Origin of the sequence: Rubrobacter taiwanensis (assembly GCF_004337705.1) — a bacterium.
GTDB lineage: Bacteria > Actinomycetota > Rubrobacteria > Rubrobacterales > Rubrobacteraceae > Rubrobacter_C > Rubrobacter_C taiwanensis.
This window is the reverse complement of sequence record NZ_SKBU01000015.1, coordinates 139,340-158,684: the sequence shown is the minus strand read 5'-3', so window position 1 is coordinate 158,684 and position 19,345 is coordinate 139,340. Positions and strand designations below refer to the sequence as shown.

Annotated in this window: 13 protein-coding genes and 3 rRNA genes; 13 read left to right on the top strand and 3 right to left on the bottom strand. The window is 65.1% G+C overall.

All coding sequences use genetic code 11. From position 1 onward, the window contains the following. The first annotated feature begins 81 nt into the window (after window positions 1–81). The 4 genes from thrS to rplT all read left to right on the top strand — a co-directional run bounded on the left by thrS (window position 82) and on the right by rplT (window position 3,348). Window positions 82–2,007 (top strand): threonine--tRNA ligase, encoded by a 1,926-nt coding sequence (thrS, locus tag E0L93_RS08430; RefSeq protein ID WP_132690881.1) that lies wholly within the window; start codon window positions 82–84, stop codon window positions 2,005–2,007. Between the two features lie 76 nt (window positions 2,008–2,083). Continuing rightward, window positions 2,084–2,665, top strand: a complete 582-nt coding sequence (gene infC / locus E0L93_RS08425; protein WP_165874247.1) for a translation initiation factor IF-3 — start codon at window positions 2,084–2,086, stop codon at window positions 2,663–2,665. Between the two features lie 115 nt (window positions 2,666–2,780). Next, entirely contained in the window at window positions 2,781–2,981 is a 201-nt protein-coding gene (rpmI, locus tag E0L93_RS08420) for a 50S ribosomal protein L35 (protein WP_132690879.1), read from the top strand. A gap of 1 nt (window position 2,982) precedes the next feature. Further along, a complete protein-coding gene (gene rplT, locus E0L93_RS08415; RefSeq protein ID WP_132690877.1) occupies window positions 2,983–3,348 on the top strand; it encodes a 50S ribosomal protein L20 in 366 nt (121 codons plus the stop codon). Between the two features lie 29 nt (window positions 3,349–3,377). Here rplT and E0L93_RS08410 read toward each other — a convergent pair whose 3' ends face one another. Further along, complete coding sequence (locus tag E0L93_RS08410; protein WP_132690875.1) at window positions 3,378–4,067, bottom strand: hypothetical protein; 690 nt, start codon at window positions 4,065–4,067, stop codon at window positions 3,378–3,380. A gap of 57 nt (window positions 4,068–4,124) precedes the next feature. Here E0L93_RS08410 and E0L93_RS08405 point away from each other — a divergent pair, with 57 nt between their 5' ends. From E0L93_RS08405 to pheT, 3 genes are read left to right on the top strand one after another with little or no spacing between them, the layout of a single operon-like run. Further along, on the top strand, window positions 4,125–4,796 hold the full coding sequence (locus tag E0L93_RS08405; RefSeq protein ID WP_132690874.1) for a TrmH family RNA methyltransferase: 672 nt from the start codon (window positions 4,125–4,127) through the stop codon (window positions 4,794–4,796). A 9-nt stretch (window positions 4,797–4,805) separates the two neighbouring features. Further along, window positions 4,806–5,834, top strand: a complete 1,029-nt coding sequence (pheS, locus tag E0L93_RS08400) for a phenylalanine--tRNA ligase subunit alpha (protein ID WP_132690873.1) — start codon at window positions 4,806–4,808, stop codon at window positions 5,832–5,834. A 17-nt stretch (window positions 5,835–5,851) separates the two neighbouring features. Beyond that, a complete protein-coding gene (pheT, locus tag E0L93_RS08395; RefSeq protein WP_132690871.1) occupies window positions 5,852–8,356 on the top strand; it encodes a phenylalanine--tRNA ligase subunit beta in 2,505 nt (834 codons plus the stop codon). A 1-nt stretch (window position 8,357) separates the two neighbouring features. Here pheT and E0L93_RS08390 read toward each other — a convergent pair whose 3' ends face one another. Beyond that, window positions 8,358–8,933, bottom strand: a complete 576-nt coding sequence (locus tag E0L93_RS08390) for a GNAT family N-acetyltransferase (RefSeq protein WP_165874246.1) — start codon at window positions 8,931–8,933, stop codon at window positions 8,358–8,360. A 55-nt stretch (window positions 8,934–8,988) separates the two neighbouring features. On the opposite strand from E0L93_RS08390, the gene E0L93_RS08385 reads away from it, so the two are divergent. Both E0L93_RS08385 and E0L93_RS08380 read left to right on the top strand, forming a co-directional pair. Beyond that, complete coding sequence (locus E0L93_RS08385; protein WP_243638163.1) at window positions 8,989–9,387, top strand: hypothetical protein; 399 nt, start codon at window positions 8,989–8,991, stop codon at window positions 9,385–9,387. After that, window positions 9,387–10,031 carry a DNA-3-methyladenine glycosylase gene (locus tag E0L93_RS08380; protein WP_132690865.1) on the top strand — a complete coding sequence of 215 codons (645 nt, stop codon included), beginning with the start codon at window positions 9,387–9,389 and terminating at the stop codon, window positions 10,029–10,031. The genes E0L93_RS08385 and E0L93_RS08380 overlap by 1 nt, the downstream gene beginning before the upstream one ends. On the opposite strand, the gene E0L93_RS08375 is transcribed toward E0L93_RS08380, so the two are convergent. After that, window positions 9,955–12,027 (bottom strand): transglycosylase domain-containing protein, encoded by a 2,073-nt coding sequence (locus E0L93_RS08375; RefSeq protein WP_132690863.1) that lies wholly within the window; start codon window positions 12,025–12,027, stop codon window positions 9,955–9,957. The two genes, E0L93_RS08380 and E0L93_RS08375, sit on opposite strands and share 77 nt — an antisense overlap. A gap of 45 nt (window positions 12,028–12,072) precedes the next feature. On the opposite strand from E0L93_RS08375, the gene tyrS reads away from it, so the two are divergent. From tyrS to rrf, 4 genes are all read left to right on the top strand, one after another. Next, window positions 12,073–13,251, top strand: a complete 1,179-nt coding sequence (tyrS, locus tag E0L93_RS08370) for a tyrosine--tRNA ligase (protein WP_132690861.1) — start codon at window positions 12,073–12,075, stop codon at window positions 13,249–13,251. A 431-nt stretch (window positions 13,252–13,682) separates the two neighbouring features. Next, window positions 13,683–15,233: ribosomal RNA gene (locus E0L93_RS08365) — 16S ribosomal RNA — on the top strand. 242 nt (window positions 15,234–15,475) lie between these two features. Beyond that, window positions 15,476–19,104: ribosomal RNA gene (locus E0L93_RS08360) — 23S ribosomal RNA — on the top strand. Window positions 19,105–19,179: 75 nt separating this feature from the next. Beyond that, window positions 19,180–19,296, top strand: a 5S ribosomal RNA gene (gene rrf, locus E0L93_RS08355). The 16S, 23S and 5S rRNA genes sit together here, the layout of an rRNA operon. The last annotated feature ends 49 nt before the right edge of the window (window positions 19,297–19,345 follow it).

The following is a 19,345-nucleotide window of genomic DNA, read 5'->3' as shown; positions in this document are numbered from 1 at the left end:
TCCTGCGGCTTCGAACTACCTGACCCCCGGCCGGTCCTTGTCTCTTCTATCCCTGGATCTCGTGAAGGAAGGTGCGTACGCATGGCTGCTGTCAGGCTCCCCGACGGTAAGGAGCTAGAGGTAGAGCCCGGCGAGCGGGCGAGGGACGTGGCGCAGAGAATAGGGCCGCGGCTCGCGCGGGACGCCGTCGTCGCGAAGCTCAACGGCCGTCTGATAGATCTGGACGCCCCGCTGGACGGCGGCGGGGACTTCGAGGTGGTGACGAAGGATTCGCCGGAGGGGCTCTACGTGTTGCGTCACTCCACGGCGCACGCGATGGCGCAGGCGATTCTGGAGCTCTATCCGGGCAGCAAGCTGACCATCGGACCTCCGGTGGAGGACGGTTTCTACTACGACATCGAGGTGGCCGGGCGTATCTCTGAGGATGACCTGCCCAGGATAGAGGAGCGGATGCGCGAGATCGTGGAGCGGGATCTGCCCATCCGGCGCGAGGAGATCTCCAAGGGGGAGGCCGAGGAGCTCTACCGGGACAACCCGTACAAGCTGGAGCTCATCCGGGAGCTGGAGGACGGGGAGATCTCCATCTACCGCCAGGGCGACTTCTTCGACCTGTGCCGGGGGCCGCACGTTCCGAGCACGGGCCGGCTGGGAGCGTTCAAGCTGCAGAGCGTCGCGGGGGCCTACTGGCGCGGCGACGAGAAGAACCCGATGCTCACACGCATCTACGGCACGGCCTTCCCGACGGAGAAGCAGCTCAAGGCACACCTGCGGCGGCTGGAGGAGGCCAGACGCCGCGATCACCGCAGGCTCGGCAAGGAGCTCGGTCTCTTCACATTCTCACCCGACGTGGGGGCCGGGATACCCCTCTTCCTGCCGAAGGGCGAGACGCTGCGGCACCTGATGGAGAGCTACGTGCGCGAGGTTCAGACCCGGCACGGCTACGAGCACGTCTGGACCGGGCACCTCGTCAACGAGCGTCTCTACGAGAAGAGCGGGCACATCGAGCACTACAGCGACGCCATGTTCCCTCCGATGGTGGAGGGTGAGACGCGCTACCGGCTCAAGCCGATGAACTGCCCGAGCCACATGACGCTCTTCAACTCGCGGGCGCACAGCTACCGGGATCTGCCGGTACGCTATGCGGAGTTCGCGACGCTCTACCGCTACGAGAAGAGCGGCGAGCTCAGCGGTCTCACGCGGGTGCGCAGCCTCACGCAGGACGATGCGCACGTGTTCTGCACGGAGGATCAGATCCAGGAGGAATTCGCCCGGGCGCTGGAGATCATCCGCGAGGTACTCGACACCTACGGGTTCTCCGACTACCGGGTGCGGCTGAGCCTGCGCGATCCCGAATCGGAGAAGTTCGTCGCCGACGACGAGAAATGGGCCCGCGCCGAGCAGGCCCTGCGGGACGCGCTGGACGCCGCCGGCATAGACTATCATCCGGAGGCCGGGGAGGCTGCCTTCTACGGTCCGAAGGCGGACTTCATGGCCCGGGACGTCCTGGGCCGCGAGTGGCAGCTCTCCACCATTCAGGTGGACTTCATCCAGCCCGCCCGACTGGGCTGCGAGTACATCGGAGAGGACGACAGGCCTCACACGCCGGTCCTGCTGCACCGGGCCGTCACCGGGACCACGGAGCGGTTCATGGCGGTTCTGATCGAGCACTACGGCGGGGCTTTTCCGACCTGGCTCGCGCCGGTACAGGCGGTCGTCATCCCGATCGCCGACCGGCACCTGGAGTACGCCCGCAGGGTGCGGGAGACCCTCGCAGAGGCCGGCTTCCGGGTGGAGGTGGACGAGTCGCTGCAGACCATGCAGAAGAAGATCCGGGAGAACGCGCGGCAGAAGATCCCGTACCTGCTCGTGGTCGGGGACAGCGAGGTCCGGGCGGGGGCCGTCAACGTCCGGCGGCGCGGCGAGAAGACCCAGGAAGAGGTGCCGCTGGAGGAGTTCGCGCGGCGGCTTGCAGAGGAGGTCGCGTCGCGGAGATCGGATAGACGATAGAGATGAAGGCGGGTATACTTCAGGTAAGGGATAGTTCCTTTTACCTGCCCCCGCACGAGCATTCTGCGGCGGGCGAGTGGTCCGCAGGCGAGAACAGAAGGAGTGTTTAGCCGTAGCTGTAGACGAACAGATCAGGATCAACGGTCAGATCCGGGCCAAGCAGGTGCGCCTGATCTCTCCCGAGGGAGAGCAGCTCGGGATCAAGCACATCCGCGACGCGATGCGCTACGCGGAGGACCGGGATCTGGACCTGGTGGAGGTGGCGCCCAACGCCAACCCGCCGGTAGTCCGGGTGATGGACTATGGCAAGTACAAGTACCAGAAAGAACAGGCCCGCAAGGCTGCCCGCAAGAAGCAGACGACCATCAACGTGCGGGAGATCAAGCTCCGGCCCAAGATCGGCGATCACGACTTCGCCACCAAGCGCGGCCACGTGGAGCGCTTCCTCCGGGGTGGCGACAAGGTGAAGGTAACGATCATGTTCCGGGGCCGGGAGGTGCAGCATCCCGAGCTGGGGGAGCGGCTGCTGCGGCGGCTCTATGATGAGGTCAGCGAGTTGGGCCGCATCGAGAGCCAGCCCAACCTGGACGGCCGCAACATGGTCATGGTGCTGGCGCCGCACAGGGACCGGGCGTCTCAGAAGGGGAAGAAGAGCTAGCAGCTCGGCGGCACTCTGCTATAATCGCGCGGGTTCGGGAGCGAAGCGGTTCTCTTGCGTGCCGCCAGCCCCGGTTTTGCGGTTGTGTCCCAAAAAACGCGGAGGAACCACGTATATGCCCAAGATGAAGACCCACAAAGGCGCTGCCGGGCGCTTCGAGCTGACCAAGAAGAACAAGCTCAAGCGCCGCAAAGCCTACTACAACCATCTTCTGGAGAAGAAGTCTCCCGGGCGCAAGCGCCGGCTGAAGAAGTACGACTACATCGCCGAGGGCGCGGAGGAGAAGCGGATGAAGCGCCTTCTGGGGGTGAAGTAGGATGGCCCGGGCAGCGCGCAGCGTCCACGCCCGCAAGAAGCGCCGCAAGGTTCTGGAGCAGGCCAGGGGATACCGCGGCGCGAAGAAGAGCTCTTACCGGCGGGCCAAGGAGCAGGTCTGGAAGAGCGGCGTCTACGCCTACGAGGGACGCAAGCAGAAGAAGCGGGACTTCCGCCGGCTCTGGATCCAGCGCATAGGCGCAGCCTCCCGCCAGCATGGCCTCTCCTACTCGCGGTTCATGCACGGCCTCCGGCTGGCCGGGGTGGACCTGGACCGTAAGGTGCTTGCGGATCTGGCCGCCACCGAGCCCGGGGCTTTCGCCGTGGTCGCGGAGAGGGCCAGAGCGGCGCTGGAGAAGGCGAGCTAGGCGGCGAGTGGTTCACGCAAGGGCCCCGGCTACCCGGCCGGGGCCTCTTTCGTGCCGCTTGAGAGCAGGAGCAGGCCGAGCAGCATCCACGCCAGCAGGGCGGCCGGCGGCAGCAGCTGAAGGAGTACGGAGGTTGCGGGACCGAAGCTCGCGTCTGCGCCGCTAACCGGCCGCAGCAACAGCAGCGCGTAGACCGCGTCCGACTCCAGAACGGCGATGACAAAGAGCAGGACTCCCGGCCGGACCAGGCCCTGCGCCAGCAGAGCGGCGACGCCCGCCAGCAGGATGCCCGCGAGCCGGAGCGTGTCGGCCGAGTTGAAGACCGCGGAGAGGAGGTAGGGGACCGGGGTAGCGCTGTCTCCCCGGCCCAGCGCATAGAAACCCGAGCTGACGAGCACCACCACCGCCGCCAGGACCAGGATCACCCCCAGAGCGGAGACCTTGGGCGGCAGCTTCCCGCCGGAGCGGTGCAGGAGCAGGACGTGGACGCCCACGACGCCCGCTGCGGTGAGGACGAACTGTGCGTGTCCGAGCACCCCGATGGCGGTAACATACCGCGGGAGGGGCAGAAGGTCCGAGAGAAAACCTAGCCTCAGGGCCAGGAGCGAAGAGCTGGAGTAGAGCGGATGCAGGAGGGAGATGAGGAATCCCAGGAACCCCAGCGCGCCGCCGGCGGCGGCTGCGGCTCCGCTCCAGCGGATGATCCGGGTTGCGGGCACGCGAGACTCCTCTCCTCTGGCCGGCAGCCGCCATGATAACACCGGGGAGGTGCGGAGGTGATCTCGCTCAAGCGCCTGGCAAAGCTCAAGCAGAAGAAGTACCGGGAGCGGGAACGGCGCTTCCTAGCCGAGGGGGCCCTCCTCGTGCGCGAAGCTCCGTATCCGCCGGAGCACCTCTTCGAAGATGAGGCGTCCGTCCGGCGGCTCTCCTCGCTCACCACCCCTTCCGGGCCGGTCGCCGTCTTCCCCTTCCTCGACCTGTCACAGGAGGAGCTTCTGCGGTGCCGGGACCGGCTGGCGCTGTTGCACGGCGTGCAGGACCCGGGGAACGTCGGGACCGTGATCCGCTCGGCGCACGCCTTCGGAGCAGGCGTCGCGCTCTCGAGAGGCTGCGCCGACCTCTACAATCCCAAGACGGTGCGGGCCACGATGGGCTCCATCTTCAGGGTTCCCCTCGCCCGCGAAGTGGAGCCGCCGGAGTTTTTGAGGCGGGCGCGGGAGGCGGGGTTTGCGCCGGTCGCCGCGGTCGCTGCGGGGGGAGCGTCGCCGGGCTCGCTCCCGGCCGGGAGGCTCGTGATCGTGGTCGGCAGCGAGGGGAGCGGGTTGCCAGAGGAGGTCGTCTCCGCCTGCGAGACGAGCGTCACGATCCCGGCCGAGGCGCACTCGCTGAACGCGGCGGTAGCGGCTTCCATTCTGCTCTACGCGGCCTATTCCCGTGTGCTAACATAGCCCACTACCATGCCGGTTACCGACCGTATAGAGGAGCTGCAGAAAGAAGCGCTGGAGGCCGTCGCCGCCGCCCGTTCCACGGACGAGGTGGAGCGGGTCCGGGTGAGGTACCTGGGGCGTTCGGCGGAGCTCACCGGGATCAAGAAGAACATCGGGCGGCTCTCGCCCGAAGAGCGCCGGGAAGTCGGCCGGGCGGCCAACCTGGCCTCCAGGGAGATAGAGGCGGCGCTTAAAAAGAGGGCGGAGGTGCTCGCGGAGGCCGAGCGGGAGGAGCGGTTGCGGTCCGAGGCGGTGGACGTAACGCTGCCGGGCGCGCCGTACCCGCGGGGTCATCTGCACCCCACCCGCCGCGTCATAGACGACGTGGTGGACTTCTTCGTGGGGCTGGGGTACAGGGTCGCCGAGGGGCCGGAGGTGGAGACCGACTACCACAACTTCACCGCGCTGAACATCCCGCCCGGGCACCCGGCGCGCGCCATGCAGGCCACCTTCTTCCTGGACGAGGGGCTGGTCTTGAGGACGCACACCTCGCCGGTGCAGGTGCGGACGATGCTGGTGCAGCGTCCGCCGGTGTACGTGGTGGTGCCCGGAAAGACCTTCCGCCGCGACTCCGACCCCACCCACACCCCGATGTTCCACCAGATCGAGGGCCTGGCCGTGGACCGGGGCATCACGCTCGCGCACCTGAAGGGCACTCTGGCAGCGATGGCCCGCCACGTCTTCGGAGGAGGGGTTGGCATCCGGCTCAGGCCCAGCTACTTCCAGTTCACCGAGCCCAGCGTGGAGCTGGACGTGAGCTGCTTCCTCTGCGGCGGGGGAGACCCTGATTGCCGCATCTGCAAGGGAGCCGGGTGGCTGGAGATGGGCGGCGCGGGGATGGTGGACCCCGACGTGCTCGAAGAGGTCGGCTACGACCCTGAGGAGTACACGGGCTTCGCCTTCGGCTTCGGTCCGGACCGGATGGCGATGGTCAAGTACGGCATCCCCGACCTCAGGCTCTTCTTCGAGGGCGACCTGCGGTTCCTGAATCAGTTCTAGGAGGAGAGGGGTAGGACTTGCGCGTTCCGCTGAGCTGGCTCCGGGAGTACGTGGACTTCGACCAGTCCCCCGAGGAGCTCGTAAGCCTCCTCTCGCTGCGCAGTCAGGAGGTGGAGGGTGTCTACCGCTACGGCGTCGCCGATGGCGAGGTCGTGGTGGGGGAGGTGCAGGAGTTCGGCCGCCACCCCAACGCCGACCGGCTCTTCGTCGGAAAGGTGGACATCGGAGGGCGGGTAGTACAGATCGTGGCCGGGGCCTCCAACCCTTATCCCGGTGCCCGCGTGCCGGTGGTGCTGCCCGGCAGCGTAATGGCCGACGGCACGAAGCTGAAGAAGGCCCGGCTGCGCGGGCTGGAGTCCTACGGCATGATGATGAGCGAGCGTGAGCTCGGCATCTCAAACGACCACGAGGGCATCCTATTGCTGGAGGGGGACTATGAGGTGGGGCGGCCTCTCGCCGACTACTTCCCGGTAGGGGAGGTGGTGCTGGACGTGGACGTGATGCCGAACCGTCCCGACCTCTGGGGCATGATCGGGGTCGCGCGCGAGCTGGCCGCGATCCTGCGCACGGACTTCCGGGTTCCGGAGGTTAGATTCCGGACCGGCGGCGCGCCCACCGGCGAGTACACGCTGCGGGTGGAGGATGAGGATCTCTGCCCCCGCTACGACTTGCGCCGGGTCTCCGGGATGCGTCCCGGCGTGCGGGCTCCGATCTGGATGCGGCGGCGTGTCTTCACCGCCGGGATGCGTCCGATAAACGGCATCGTGGACGCCACCAACTACGTGATGCTGGAGACCGGGCAGCCCATCCACGCCTTCGACGCCCGCAGGATAGTAGGGGGCATCGTGGTACGCCGCGCCCGCCCCGGCGAGAGACTCGCCCTCATAGACGGCTCCGTGCGCGAGCTGGATGGAGAGATGCTCGTGATCGCGGACGAGGAGCGGGGCCGGGCCATCGCCGGCGTGATGGGCGGCGAGGACTCCGAGGTGGAGGAGGGGACCACGGACGTTCTGGTCGAGGTCGCCACCTTCGCCGGGCGCAACATATTGGAGACCTCCGCCCGGCTGGGGCTGCGCACCGACGCCTCCGGCCGCTTCGAGCGCGGCCTGGACCCCAATATGGTGGGCTTCGCCCGCGACCGGGTGGTGCAGCTCCTGGCCGCAAACTGCGGCGGCTGGGTCGCCCCGGACGTCCTGAGCCACTACCCCGAGCCGGTGGAGCCCCGGAGCGTGCCGCTGCGCCCCGAGCGGGCGGAGCTGCTGCTCGGGATGCCGGTGGACCGGGAGGAGGCGGCTGAGCTGCTCGCCTCGCTCGGCTGCGAGGTAGCGGGCTCGGACGGCCGGCTGGAGGTGGTGGTGCCCACCTTCCGCCGGGACCTGGAGCGCGAGGCGGACCTGATCGAAGAGATCGGGCGCCTCAAGGGGCTGGAGCACGTCCCCGAAGAGCTGCCGGCCATCGCCGAGCCCGGCGGACTCGCGCCGGAGCAGCAGCGGGAGCGCCTCGTCCGCCGCACGCTGGCCGACCTCGGTTTCGCCGAGGCCATACTCTACCCCTTCGGGCCGGACCGCTGGGTGCGGGATCTTTTGCTCCCGGAGGGAGATCCCCGGCACCGGACGGTGCGCCTGCGGAACCCGCTCAGCGGGGAGCAGGCCGAGCTGCGCACGACCCTGCTGCCGGGGATGCTGGACGCCGCGGCGCGCAACCGGGCCTTCGGCGTACGGGGTGGGGCGCTCTTCGAGGTCGGGCGCGTCTTCCTCGCCCGGGAGATCCCGGCCGGGCAGCAGGAGTACGCCGTGGCCTACCGCCTGCAGGGCAGGCGGGGGCTGGAGCCGGTTGCGGAGGAGCTCTTCCCCGGCCGCCCGCTCGAAGAGCTGAAGCCCGGGGAGCTGGACTTCCTCTCCGGTGTGGAGGAGCTTCCGAAGGTTGGGGGGCTCTTGGCCGGCGAGGTGCGCCCGCAGGCGTGGAACGCTCCGGCTGTGAGCGCGGGCTTCTTCGAGGCCAAGGGCGTGGTGGAGCGGCTCGTCCCGGACGCGGAGTTCGAGCCGGTGCGGGAGCCGTTCCTGCACCCGGGCCGATCCGCCCGGGTGCTGGCGGGCGGGGAGGCTGTCGGCTGGGTCGGCGAGGTGCACCCGCAGGTGGTGGAGAGCTTCGGGCTCGGCAGCTGGCCGGTGGCGGCCTTCGAGCTGAGCCTGTGGCACTGCGACCCCGATCGCGTAGAGCAGTTCCGGCGCTTCGTGAACGTCCCGGCGGTGGAGATGGACCTCGCCGTCGTGGTGGACGAGGGGGTGCGGGCCGGAGATATGCTGAGGGCCATCTCGGAAGTGGAGAGTCCGATCCTGGCCGGCTTCCGCATCTTCGACGTGTACGCCGGTCGTCAGGTCCCGGAGGGCAAGAAGAGCGTCGCGTTCTCCTTCACCTTCCAGGGCGAGGAGACCCTCACCGACGAGCGGGTCAAGCGGGAGCTGGACCGCATCGCCGCCCGGCTCGGGGAGAGCTTCGGCGCGCAGGTGCGGCGCGGTTGAGCTAGCCGCCGGACTCTCTGCGCTCCCACTCGGAGCGGAGCAGGCTCATGAGGATGGCGTCGTGCCAGGCGCCGTTGCGCCGGACCGCCTGACGCATCCGCCCTTCGCTGCGGAAGCCGAGCTTCTCGTAGGTCCGGATGGCCACGTGGTTGAAGTCGAAGACGGTCAGACCGACGCGGTTCAGCTGCAGCTCCTCGAAGCCGTAGCAGAGGAGGGTGCGTATGGCGTCCGTTCCGTAGCCGCTGCCCCGGTACTCGGGCTCACCGATTAAGATGGAGAGGTCCGCCGAGGCGTTCGCCCGGTTGAGATTGATGAAGCTCACTATGCCGAAGGGTTCGGGCTCTCCGGGGAGGTGAATGGCGAACGAGTCGGAGAGGCTGGAGTTCTCCCGCTCCTCGAAGATCCGCTCCACGGCCACCGGTGACATGGGCTCCGGAGTCCAGCTGGTCAGGTGCCAGATCTCGCGGTCGCCGTACCAGCGGGCGTACAGGGGGTAGTGTTCGCGGGAGTGCCGCCGGAGCTCGACGCTCTCCCCGAACAGTACCTGCGGTCTCCGGGCACTTTGCACGTTTCCCATGATACCTCCCCTTTCGGTTCGCCGCGCTGCTTCGCTGCCACGGAGCGGCCTTGATGTGGTGGGGTGTCTCCAGGGCATCGGGGGTCGGCGGTACTGTGCTAAACTTCCGCTCACCATGAAGGTGGTTCGGGATCGGCTGGTCGCTTTGGGTTTCGGGAAGTACGCACGCGCGGATAAGATCGTTGCGCTCATCCCCATCGAGGAGAACCGGGGCAGCGGCCGGCGCACGCTGGTCTACGTGGAGGGTGTGGATGAGCCGCTCGTCGCCGGACGCACCGAGGCCACCATCCTCCGCGACATGGTCGGAGCCGAGAGCGGGGCCCTGGAGCTGCTCAAGGAGCTGCAGGCCCAGATAGGCCAGGTGCGGCCGCTCCTGAAGTCCTCCATCCGCTCCGAGGCGGGCCTGGACCTCGACCGCCTCAGCCGGCGCATCTCCGAGCTCACCGGCGAGTAGTGATCCTTCCGGCCGAATTCTACGACCGGGATCCCCGGCAGGTCGCCGTGGACCTCCTCGGCTGCGTGCTGGTGCACGACTCGTCCGAGGGACGCGCCTCCGGCGTGATCGTGGAGACCGAGGCCTACAGGCCGGATGATCCCGCCTGCCACGCCTACAACGGCCCGACCCTGCGCAACAGCAGCATCTTCGGGCCACCGGGCACGGCCTATGTCTACCTCTCCTACGGGATGCATGTGCTGCTCAACGCGGTCTGCGGGGCCGAAGGGGTGGGGAGCCCGGTCCTGATCCGGGCTCTGCGGCCGCTCGAAGGGGTGGATCTGATGCGGTACCGGCGCGGCCGGGGCTCGAACCTCGCCGGAGGCCCGGGCCGGCTCACGCAGGCACTGGGCGTGTCGCTGGAGTACGACGGAGCGAGTCTCGTTGAGGGGCCGCTCTTCATCTCGTGGGGGGAGAGTGCGGGCGGCGAGATCGTGGCCACCACGCGGGTTGGGATCAGCCGGGGAGCGGAGCTGCCCTGGCGCTACCTGCTCCATGGCGAAGAGAGCGTTTCGGTGAAACCGAAGGTTATTGCCCGCCGGAACTTGCAACGGAGGTGGGGGCGGGTTCGTGATCGAAGCGCTCGACGGGCTCGCCCTGCATGACCTCGCTCATGTAGTCGCGCCAGATCTCCAGCGGGTAGCTCGTTCCCACGATGGGCGAGCCGTAGGCGGCTTCCTCCAAGGTCTTGCCCCCCTCGGCGTATCCCAGCCACACGCTGGTGACCAGCTGGGGAGTGAAGCCCACAAACCAGGCGTCGAAGAAGCTCTCCGTCGTGCCGCTCTTGCCTGCTACGGGCCGGTCGCCGCCTAGCGCGGCCTTCCTCGCTATACCCTCGGTGACGCCGTCCTCCAGGATCCGGATCGTCTCCCGCGCCACCTCCGGGTCGAGCACCTGCTCGCCCTCCATCGGGGGGGCTTCGTAGAGAACCTTCTCGTCCTCGGTGCCGTGGTTCTCGATCACCCGGGTTATCGCCCGGGGGGTCACCCGCTCGCCGTAGTTGGCTATCGTGGCGTAGGCGGTCGCCATCTCCAGCGGGGAGACCTCCTGAGTGCCCAGCACGATCGAGGGGAGCGGCTCAAACTCCGAGGTTATGCCCAGACGGTGCGCCACGTCTATCGTCGCCTGCGGCCCGTTTCTGAGCCCGTTCCCCTCGGCGTTGGTGATCAGGTCCGTGAAGACCGTGTTATCCGACTCCCAGAGCGCTTCCTCCAGCGTTATCGGGCCGCGCTCCGCGCCCCGGTAGTTCTCCACCTCCCATTTCTCCTCGCGGCCGTTCTCCATGGGTACCACGTACTCCTTGTCTTCGGAGACATAGATCTCCTGCGGCGAGATCCCCTGCTCCAGGGCCGCGATGAGCGCGAAGGTCTTGAACGTGCTTCCCGGCTGGCGCCGCCCCTGGGTTACCAGATTGAAGTCTCCGTCCTGATCTCGGGCTCCGACCATCGCCCGGATATAGCCGGTCTCGGGTTCGATCGAGACTATCGCGCCATCAGGCGAGCTCTCGTAAGGCAGGTAACCCGTGTCTCCGTACAACGTCTCTTCGGCCGCGAGCTGCGCTTCGGGGTCCAGACTGGTGTATACGGTCAGCCCGCCGGCCTGCACCGTGTTGGCACCGTACATCTGTGTCAGCTCCCCGCGGACGTATTCCACGAAGTCCCGGGTTACCTCCGGACCCGTAAGTCCCGTCTCCAGCATCGGCGCCAGCGGCCACTTCTCAGGCAGCTCCTCAGAGAGCGCCCGATCGTAGTCCTGCTGGGTTATATATCCGTTGTTGAACATGTTGCGGAGCACCAGATTGCGCTGCTCTCTGGCCGCGTCCCGGTCGCTGCCCAGCGTCGAGGGCGACCAGAGCAGGCCCACGAGCGTGGCCGATTCGCTCAGCGTCAGCTCCTCGGTGGGCTTGTTGAAGTAGGTCTGGGCGGCGGCCTCCACCCCGTAGGCGTTGTTCCCGAAGTACACGGTGTTGAGGTACATGCCGATGATCTCGTCCTTGGTGTACCGGCGCTCTATCTCGATCGCTATGGCAGCTTCTTTGAGCTTGCGGGTGATGCTCACCTCGCCGGAGAGGTAGGCGTTCTTGACGAACTGCTGCGTTATGGTGGATGCGCCCTGCACGGCCTGCCCGGCCCTCAGGTCCACGTAGAGAGCCCGCATTATGCCCCACAGGTCTATGCCGGCGTGCTCGCGGAAGCGCTCGTCCTCTTTGGCCACCAGCGCGTCCAGAAGGTAGCCCGGCATCTCCTCCAGCTTCGCCGTCTGGCGATTCTCCCCCTGAAAGATCGTGCCGATCACCCGCCGCGAACCGTCGGTGTCGCCGAGCGGCGCAGAATATATATACGTGGGGCGGGCCGTGGTGCTTAACGGCTCGGGGAGCTCGTTCACCACCCGCACCAGCCCCAGATACCCGCCGGCCAGCGCCGAGACCCCCGCCACGCAGGCGAGGATCGAGGCGGCGACCAGCCAGCTCAGCAGGCGCCCGGAGCCCCCGCCCTTCCCGGCGCGGGCGGGGCGCCGCTTCCGGGGGCGCTTCCCGAGCGTTGCGGCTCCGGTCGCCGATCTCCCCCGCGCTCCAGACCTTCTTGGGTACGCCCGCGCCATCAAGCGGGTATGGTACACGAAACCGGCTTGGGTTACATTTTGGTTATGGAAACCGAACGGAATCTTAACTCAATCTACCGCAACGCCGTAGACGTCATCCCGCGGGAGGAGCTGGACCGGCGCCTCCGCAGCGGTGAGACGCTGCGCGTCAAGCTGGGCATAGACCCCACGGCTCCGGACATCCACCTCGGCTTCACGGTCGTGCTGAGGAAGCTGCGGGCGTTTCAGGAGCTGGGGCACACGGCGGTGCTCGTGATCGGGGACTACACCGCCCGCGTGGGGGACCCCTCCGGGCGCTCCAAGACCCGTCCCGTGCTGCCTCCGGAGGAGATCCAGGCCAATACCCGTACGTATCTGGATCAGGCCTACCTCATCCTGGACCGCGACCGCGCCGAGGTACGCTTCAACTCCGAGTGGCTGGCCCCTCTGACCATGGAGGAGGTCATACACCTCACCCGGGCCACCACGGTCGCCCGTCTGCTGGAGCGCGATGACTTCCAGAAGCGCTTCCGGGCCAGCGATCCCATCACCCTCACCGAATTCCTCTACCCGCTGATGCAGGCCTACGACTCGGTCGCCGTAGATGCCGACGTCGAGCTCGGCGGCACCGACCAGCTCTACAACCTGCTCATGGGCCGCCAGGTCATGGAGTACTACGGCAAGCGGCCGCAGTGCATCCTCACCACCCCCCTGCTCGTGGGCACCGACGGCAGGATGAAGATGAGCAAGTCTCTCGGGAACTACATAGCCGTCGCCGACCCGCCGGAGGAGATCTTCGGCAAGACCATGAGCATCCCCGACGAGGTCATGCCAGACTACTACGCGCTGCTTCTAGAGGAGCCCATGCCCGCGGCCGAACCGGTCGAGCAGAAGCGGGAGCTCGCCCGGCGGCTCGTACGCCGGTACTGCGGCGAGCAAGCCGTCGCCGCCGCCGAACGCCACTTCAACTCCGTCACCCGGGGCGGCGTGCCGGACGATATTCCCGAGGTCCGGATCCCGTCCGGAGGTCCTGTGTGGATCGTGGACCTCCTCTCCCGCGCCGGATTCGCCCGGACCAACGGAGAGGCCCGCCGCTTCATCCGGGGCGGAGCGGTCAGAATAGACGCCGAGCGTATCACGGACGAGGAGGCCAACCTCGCTCCGGAAGAGCTCGCCGGGAAGGTCCTGCAGGTCGGCAAGCGGCGCTACGCCCGGCTCGTACCCCCCGCAGAAGAGACCCCTTGACGGCCGCGGGCGGGGCGTTAGAATGTTCTCCCGCCGCCCGCGGAGGCTTCGGAGCAGAAATTCTTCCGAAAGTTCTCCCAAAACGCTTGACACCGGGATCGGGCGGGGTACAATATTCGGTGCTGATGGTTGAGGCGACGTTGATAACGGAGGTGAGGAGCCCCGGCTAACGATCCCCGACAGGCTGGGGAAGTGCCGGGCCCGCCGAAGCCGGCGGGTTTTCTCTCGCCTTGAGAGTCTCGACCGGGTCGGCTCCGCCGAGAGGCAAGGGGCTTGAGACCTTGAAAACTGAATAGCAGCGAAAACCCCGTCATCGAATGCCGGGACCGACTCTCTGCGATCCGGGAGTCAAAACGCGGATCGCCGCGCGGGTAGCGCCCGCACATCTGGCTGGTCTTCGATCCGGGCCCTTAGGTCCGGTGAGAGCGATTAGTTCGGAGAGTTTGATCCTGGCTCAGGACGAACGCTGACGGCGTGCCTTAGACATGCAAGTCGAGCGAGAAAGCCCTTCGGGGTGAGTAAAGCGGCGAACGGGTGAGTAACACGTGGGTAACCTGCCCCTCGCAGGGGGATAACCGGGGGAAACTCCGGCTAATACCCCGTACGCTTGCCGGGGCGCATGCTCCGGCAAGGAAAGGTAGCTTCGGCCATCCGGCGAGGGATGGGCCCGCGGCGCATTAGCTAGTTGGTGAGGTAACGGCTCACCAAGGCGACGATGCGTAGCTGGTCTGAGAGGATGATCAGCCACACTGGGACTGAGACACGGCCCAGACTCCTACGGGAGGCAGCAGTCGGGAATCTTGCGCAATGGGCGAAAGCCTGACGCAGCAACGCCGTGTGAGCGAAGAAGGCCTTCGGGTTGTAAAGCTCTGTTGTCGGGGACGAAGGGCGAAGGGTTAATAGCCCCTAGCCTGACGGTACCCGGCGAGGAAGCCCCGGCTAACTACGTGCCAGCAGCCGCGGTAATACGTAGGGGGCGAGCGTTGTCCGGAATCATTGGGCGTAAAGAGCGCGTAGGCGGCCTGGTAAGTCTGCTGTGAAATCTCGGGGCTCAACCCCGAGCGTGCAGTGGATACTGCCAGGCTAGAGGGTGGTAGAGGAGAGTGGAATTCCCGGTGTAGCGGTGAAATGCGCAGATATCGGGAGGAACACCAGCGGCGAAGGCGGCTCTCTGGGCCACTCCTGACGCTGAGGCGCGAAAGCTAGGGGAGCGAACAGGATTAGATACCCTGGTAGTCCTAGCCGTAAACGATGGGCACTAGGTGTGGGGGGAGTCGAATCTCTCCGTGCCGAAGCTAACGCGTTAAGTGCCCCGCCTGGGGAGTACGGCCGCAAGGCTAAAACTCAAAGGAATTGACGGGGGCCCGCACAAGCAGCGGAGCATGTTCTTTAATTCGATGCAACGCGAAGAACCTTACCTGGGCTTGACATGGGGCTGCAAGCGCACGGAAACGTGTGATCCTTCGAGGGTGCCCCACAGGTGCTGCATGGCTGTCGTCAGCTCGTGTCGTGAGATGTTGGGTTAAGTCCCGCAACGAGCGCAACCCCCGCCCTGTGTTGCCAGCATTGAGTTGGGGACTCACAGGGGACTGCCGGTGACAAACCGGAGGAAGGTGGGGATGACGTCAAGTCATCATGGCCCTTACGCCCAGGGCTAGAAACGTGCTACAATGGCCGGTACAATGGGCTGCGATGCCGTGAGGTGGAGCGAATCCCATCAAAGCCGGTCTAAGTTCGGATTGGAGTCTGCAACTCGACTCCATGAAGGCGGAGTTGCTAGTAATCGCGGATCAGAATGCCGCGGTGAATACGTTCCCGGGCCTTGTACACACCGCCCGTCACACCACGGGAGTAGGCAATGCCCGAAGCGGGTGCGGCCAACCCCTTTTCAGGGGAGGCGGCTCGCGAAGGTAGGGCCTGCGACTGGGGTGAAGTCGTAACAAGGTAGCCGTACCTGAAGGTGCGGCTGGATCACCTCCTTTCTAGGGAGTAGGTTAGAGCGGAGACGCTCGACCGGACGGACGCCCAACTTCGGGAGAGAGGCTTGAGTGCAAGCTCGCCGCTTCCGGGGCGATCCGCCCTAGGATACTTCGACCGGTTCCGGTGAGGGTGAGTAGCTGCTGTTCAGTTTTCAGGGTCTTTGAGCCCTGGAGCCGACTTCTTTTGCACCCGCGAGAGCGAAGGTGCCTGGTCTTTGAGAACTGCATAGCGCGAGCATCCAGAGCATTAAGATACTAAGGGCGTATGGTGGATGCCTTGGCACCGGAAGCCGATGAAGGACGTGGCAAGCTGCGATAAGCCACGGGGAGCCGCAGGCGGGCTGTGATCCGTGGATCTCCGAATGGGGAAACCCGGCGGGAGTCATTTCCCGTCACCCGCACCTGAACGCATAGGGTGCGAGGAGGGAACCCGGGGAACTGACACATCTTAGTACCCGGAGGAAAAGAAAGAAAGCCTCGATTCCCTGAGTAGTGGCGAGCGAAAGGGGAGGAGCCCAAACCGACCCTCGTGGAAGCCTGCGGGCGTTGCGAGGGCGGGGTTGTAGGGCCGGGCGTGGCCGCTCCGCAGGGCGGCCGGGGAGTTACAAATCGCGCGGGTAGCCGAACCGGGATGGATAATCTCGGCCGCAGAGGGTGAAAGCCCCGTAGGCGAAACTCGGGCGACTCCCTGTCCTGGTACCTGAGTAGGTCCGGACACGTGAAACCCGGATCGAATCCGCGGGGACCACCCCGCAAGGCTAAATACTAACGGTGACCGATAGTGAACCAGTACCGTGAGGGAAAGGTGAAAAGTACCCCGCAAGGGGGGTGAAAGAGTACCTGAAACCATACGCCTACAAGCGGTCGGAGCAGCGGTTCTACTGCTGTGACGGCGTACTTTTTGCATAACGGGCCAGCGAGTTGCTGGTGCCTGGCGAGGTTAAGCTTTACGGAGCGAGCCGCAGCGAAAGCGAGTCTGAACAGGGCGTCTAGTCAGGTGCCGCAGACCCGAAACCGGGTGAGCTATCCATGGCCAGGCTGAAGCGGGGGTAAGACCTCGTGGAGGGCCGAACCGACTCGGGTTGAAAACCGGGCGGATGAGCTGTGGATAGGAGTGAAAGGCTAATCAAACCCGGCGATATCTGGTTCTCCCCGAAATATATTTAGGTATAGCCTGGCGTGTTTCGTCGCGGGTGTAGAGCACTGTTTGAGTGCGGGGCCCTACAAGGTTACCAATCTCAGACAAACTCCGAAGACCGTGGACGTTAGAGCGCCGGAGTCAGGGGCCGGGGGATAAACTTCGGTCCCGAGAGGGAAACAACCCAGACCGCCGGCTAAGGCCCCTAAATAACGGCTAAGTGGCAAAGGATGTGGCGCTGCACAGACAACCAGGATGTTGGCTTAGAAGCAGCCATCATTTAAAGAGTGCGTAATAGCTCACTGGTCAAGTGGTGTTGCGCCGAAAATTCAGCGGGACTTAAGCCGTTTGCCGAAGCCGCGGACTTCGGCCTTGTGCTGGAGTGGTAGGGGAGCATCCTGTCGCGGATGAAGCGGCGGCGTGAGCTTGAGCCGTGGACGCATCAGGAGAGAGAATGCTGGCATGAGTAACGAAAGACAGGCGAGAAACCTGTCCGCCGAATGCCCAAGGGTTCCTGGGTAAAGCTAATCTGCCCAGGGTTAGTCGGGACCTAAGCCGAGGGCGAAAGCCGTAGGCGATGGACAGCAGGTTGATATTCCTGCACCACGGGCGTGGCGTCTGAGCGATGGAGGGACGGAGAAGGGTAGGCCAACCGTGGCGCTGGTCGACCACGGGCTTGCTCGTAGGGCGGGGACCAGGAAAATCCGGGCCCCGTTACAGGCCTGAGGAGTGAGCCGAAACCCTTCGGGGCGAAGTGGCTGAACCCATGCTTCCGGGAAAAGCTTCTAAGCGAGTCACGCACGTGCCCGTACCCCAAACCGACACAGGTGGGCGAGTGGAGAACACTAAGGCGATCGAGCGAACTCTGGTCAAGGAACTCGGCAAACTGTCCCCGTAACTTCGGGAGAAGGGGAGCTCTGGACGGTGAGGGTCCACGCGGCCCAGAGCTGTCCGGAGCCGCAGAGAATAGGCCCAGGCGACTGTTTATCAAAAACACAGGTCTCTGCTAAGTCGAAAAGACGACGTATAGGGGCTGACGCCTGCCCAATGCCAGAACGTTAAGGAAGGGGGTTAGCCTTCGGGCGAAGCTCCCGACCGAAGCGCTGGTCAATGGCGGCGGTAACTATAACCGTCCTAAGGTTAGTAACGCTAGCCTTAGTAAAACCGAACCATATGCGGGGAACTCCTAAAGCCGTCCGGTACTAGCCGGTATACTTATATCGGCAGTAAAAATCCGGCGGATACATGGACAATCCGCAGGGAAGGCCCGCAGCTGCAGCGGGAACCCTCAGAGACTTTACGTTCGGGGTTGGCCGATGAAGCTTGACGCAGGGTGGATAACAGGCTTCGTGGATGGTGAAGGTTGCTTCTTCGTCGGGATCAACGAGCATCCCGAGATGAGCGCCGGATATCAGGTTCTGCCTGAATTCACTGTCGTGCGGCACGAGCGCGATGTGCAGCTTCTGTACGCGCTGAAGGCTTACTTCGGTTGCGGCGTGGTTCGCAAGGACCACGGTGACCGGATGGCCTACCGCGTGAGGGGTAAGGAGCATCTGCTCCGGCACATCGTTCCATTCTTCGTTAAGCACCCGCTGAAGTCCAGGAAGCGCGTGGAATTTCAAAAGTTCCGCCGCATCCTGTTGATGATGGAGGCGGGCGATCATCTGACAGCGGAGGGTGTTGAAGAGATTCGACGCCTCGCCGCGCAGGTGAATCGAGGCCAGCTAAGATAAAGTCCGGCCCTTCTGGAAACAGTTGGGAGTGTCCGAGCGAAATTCCTTGTCGGGTAAGTTCCGACCTGCACGAAAGGCGTAACGATCTGGGCGCTGTCTCGACCAGAGGCTCGGTGAAATTGTAGTATCGGTGAAGATGCCGATTACCCGCGGAAAGACGGAAAGACCCCGTGAACCTTTACTGTAACCTGGCATTGGATGCTGACACACCTTGTGCAGGATAGGAGGGAGGCTGGGAAGCCGGGACGCCAGTCTCGGTGGAGCCGTCCTTGAGATACCTCCCTGGGTGTGTTGGTGTTCTAACCCCGCGCCGTGATCCGGGTGGGGAACAGTGTCAGGCGGGCAGTTTGACTGGGGCGGTCGCCTCCTAAACGGTAACGGAGGCGCCCAAAGGTTCCCTCAGCACGGTCGGAAATCGTGCGCAGAGTGCAAAGGCATAAGGGAGCTTGACTGTGAGACCGACGGGTCGAGCAGGGACGAAAGTCGGGCTTAGTGATCCGGCGGTAACGAGTGGAAGTGCCGTCGCTCAACGGATAAAAGGTACTCCGGGGATAACAGGCTTATCGCTGCCAAGAGTTCACATCGACGCAGCGGTTTGGCACCTCGATGTCGGCTCAGCGCATCCTGGGGCTGGAGTAGGTCCCAAGGGTTGGGCTGTTCGCCCATTAAAGCGCTACGCGAGCTGGGTTCAGAACGTCGTGAGACAGTTCGGTCCCTATCTTCCGTGGGCGCAGGAGACTTGAGGGGAGCGACTCCTAGTACGAGAGGACCGGAGTGGACGCACCTCTGGTGTACCGGTTGTCCTGCCAAGGGCACCGCCGGGTAGCTATGTGCGGAAGGGATAACCGCTGAAGGCATCTAAGCGGGAAGCCCACCCCAAGATGAGGTCTCCCCCCCTTCTAGGGGGTAAGGCCCCTGGTAGACCACCAGGTTGATAGGCCACAGGTGTAAGTGCGGCGACGCATTGAGCCGAGTGGTACTAATAGGCCGAGGGCTTAATGCTATTGCTCGATGCGCTATGCAGTTCTCAAAGCTCAGGCGCCTCTCTCGCGGGGGATTTACAAGTAAATATTTTAGAAAGGGTGGCGATAGCGGCGGGGATACACCTCTTCCCATTCCGAACAGAGAAGTTAAGTCCGCCAGCGCCGATGGTACTGCAGGGGGGACCCTGTGGGAGAGTAGGTCGCCGCCCATTTTTATTGCCCGGAGATTGCTCCGGCGCAGCAGCTGCGCCGGGGCGTTGT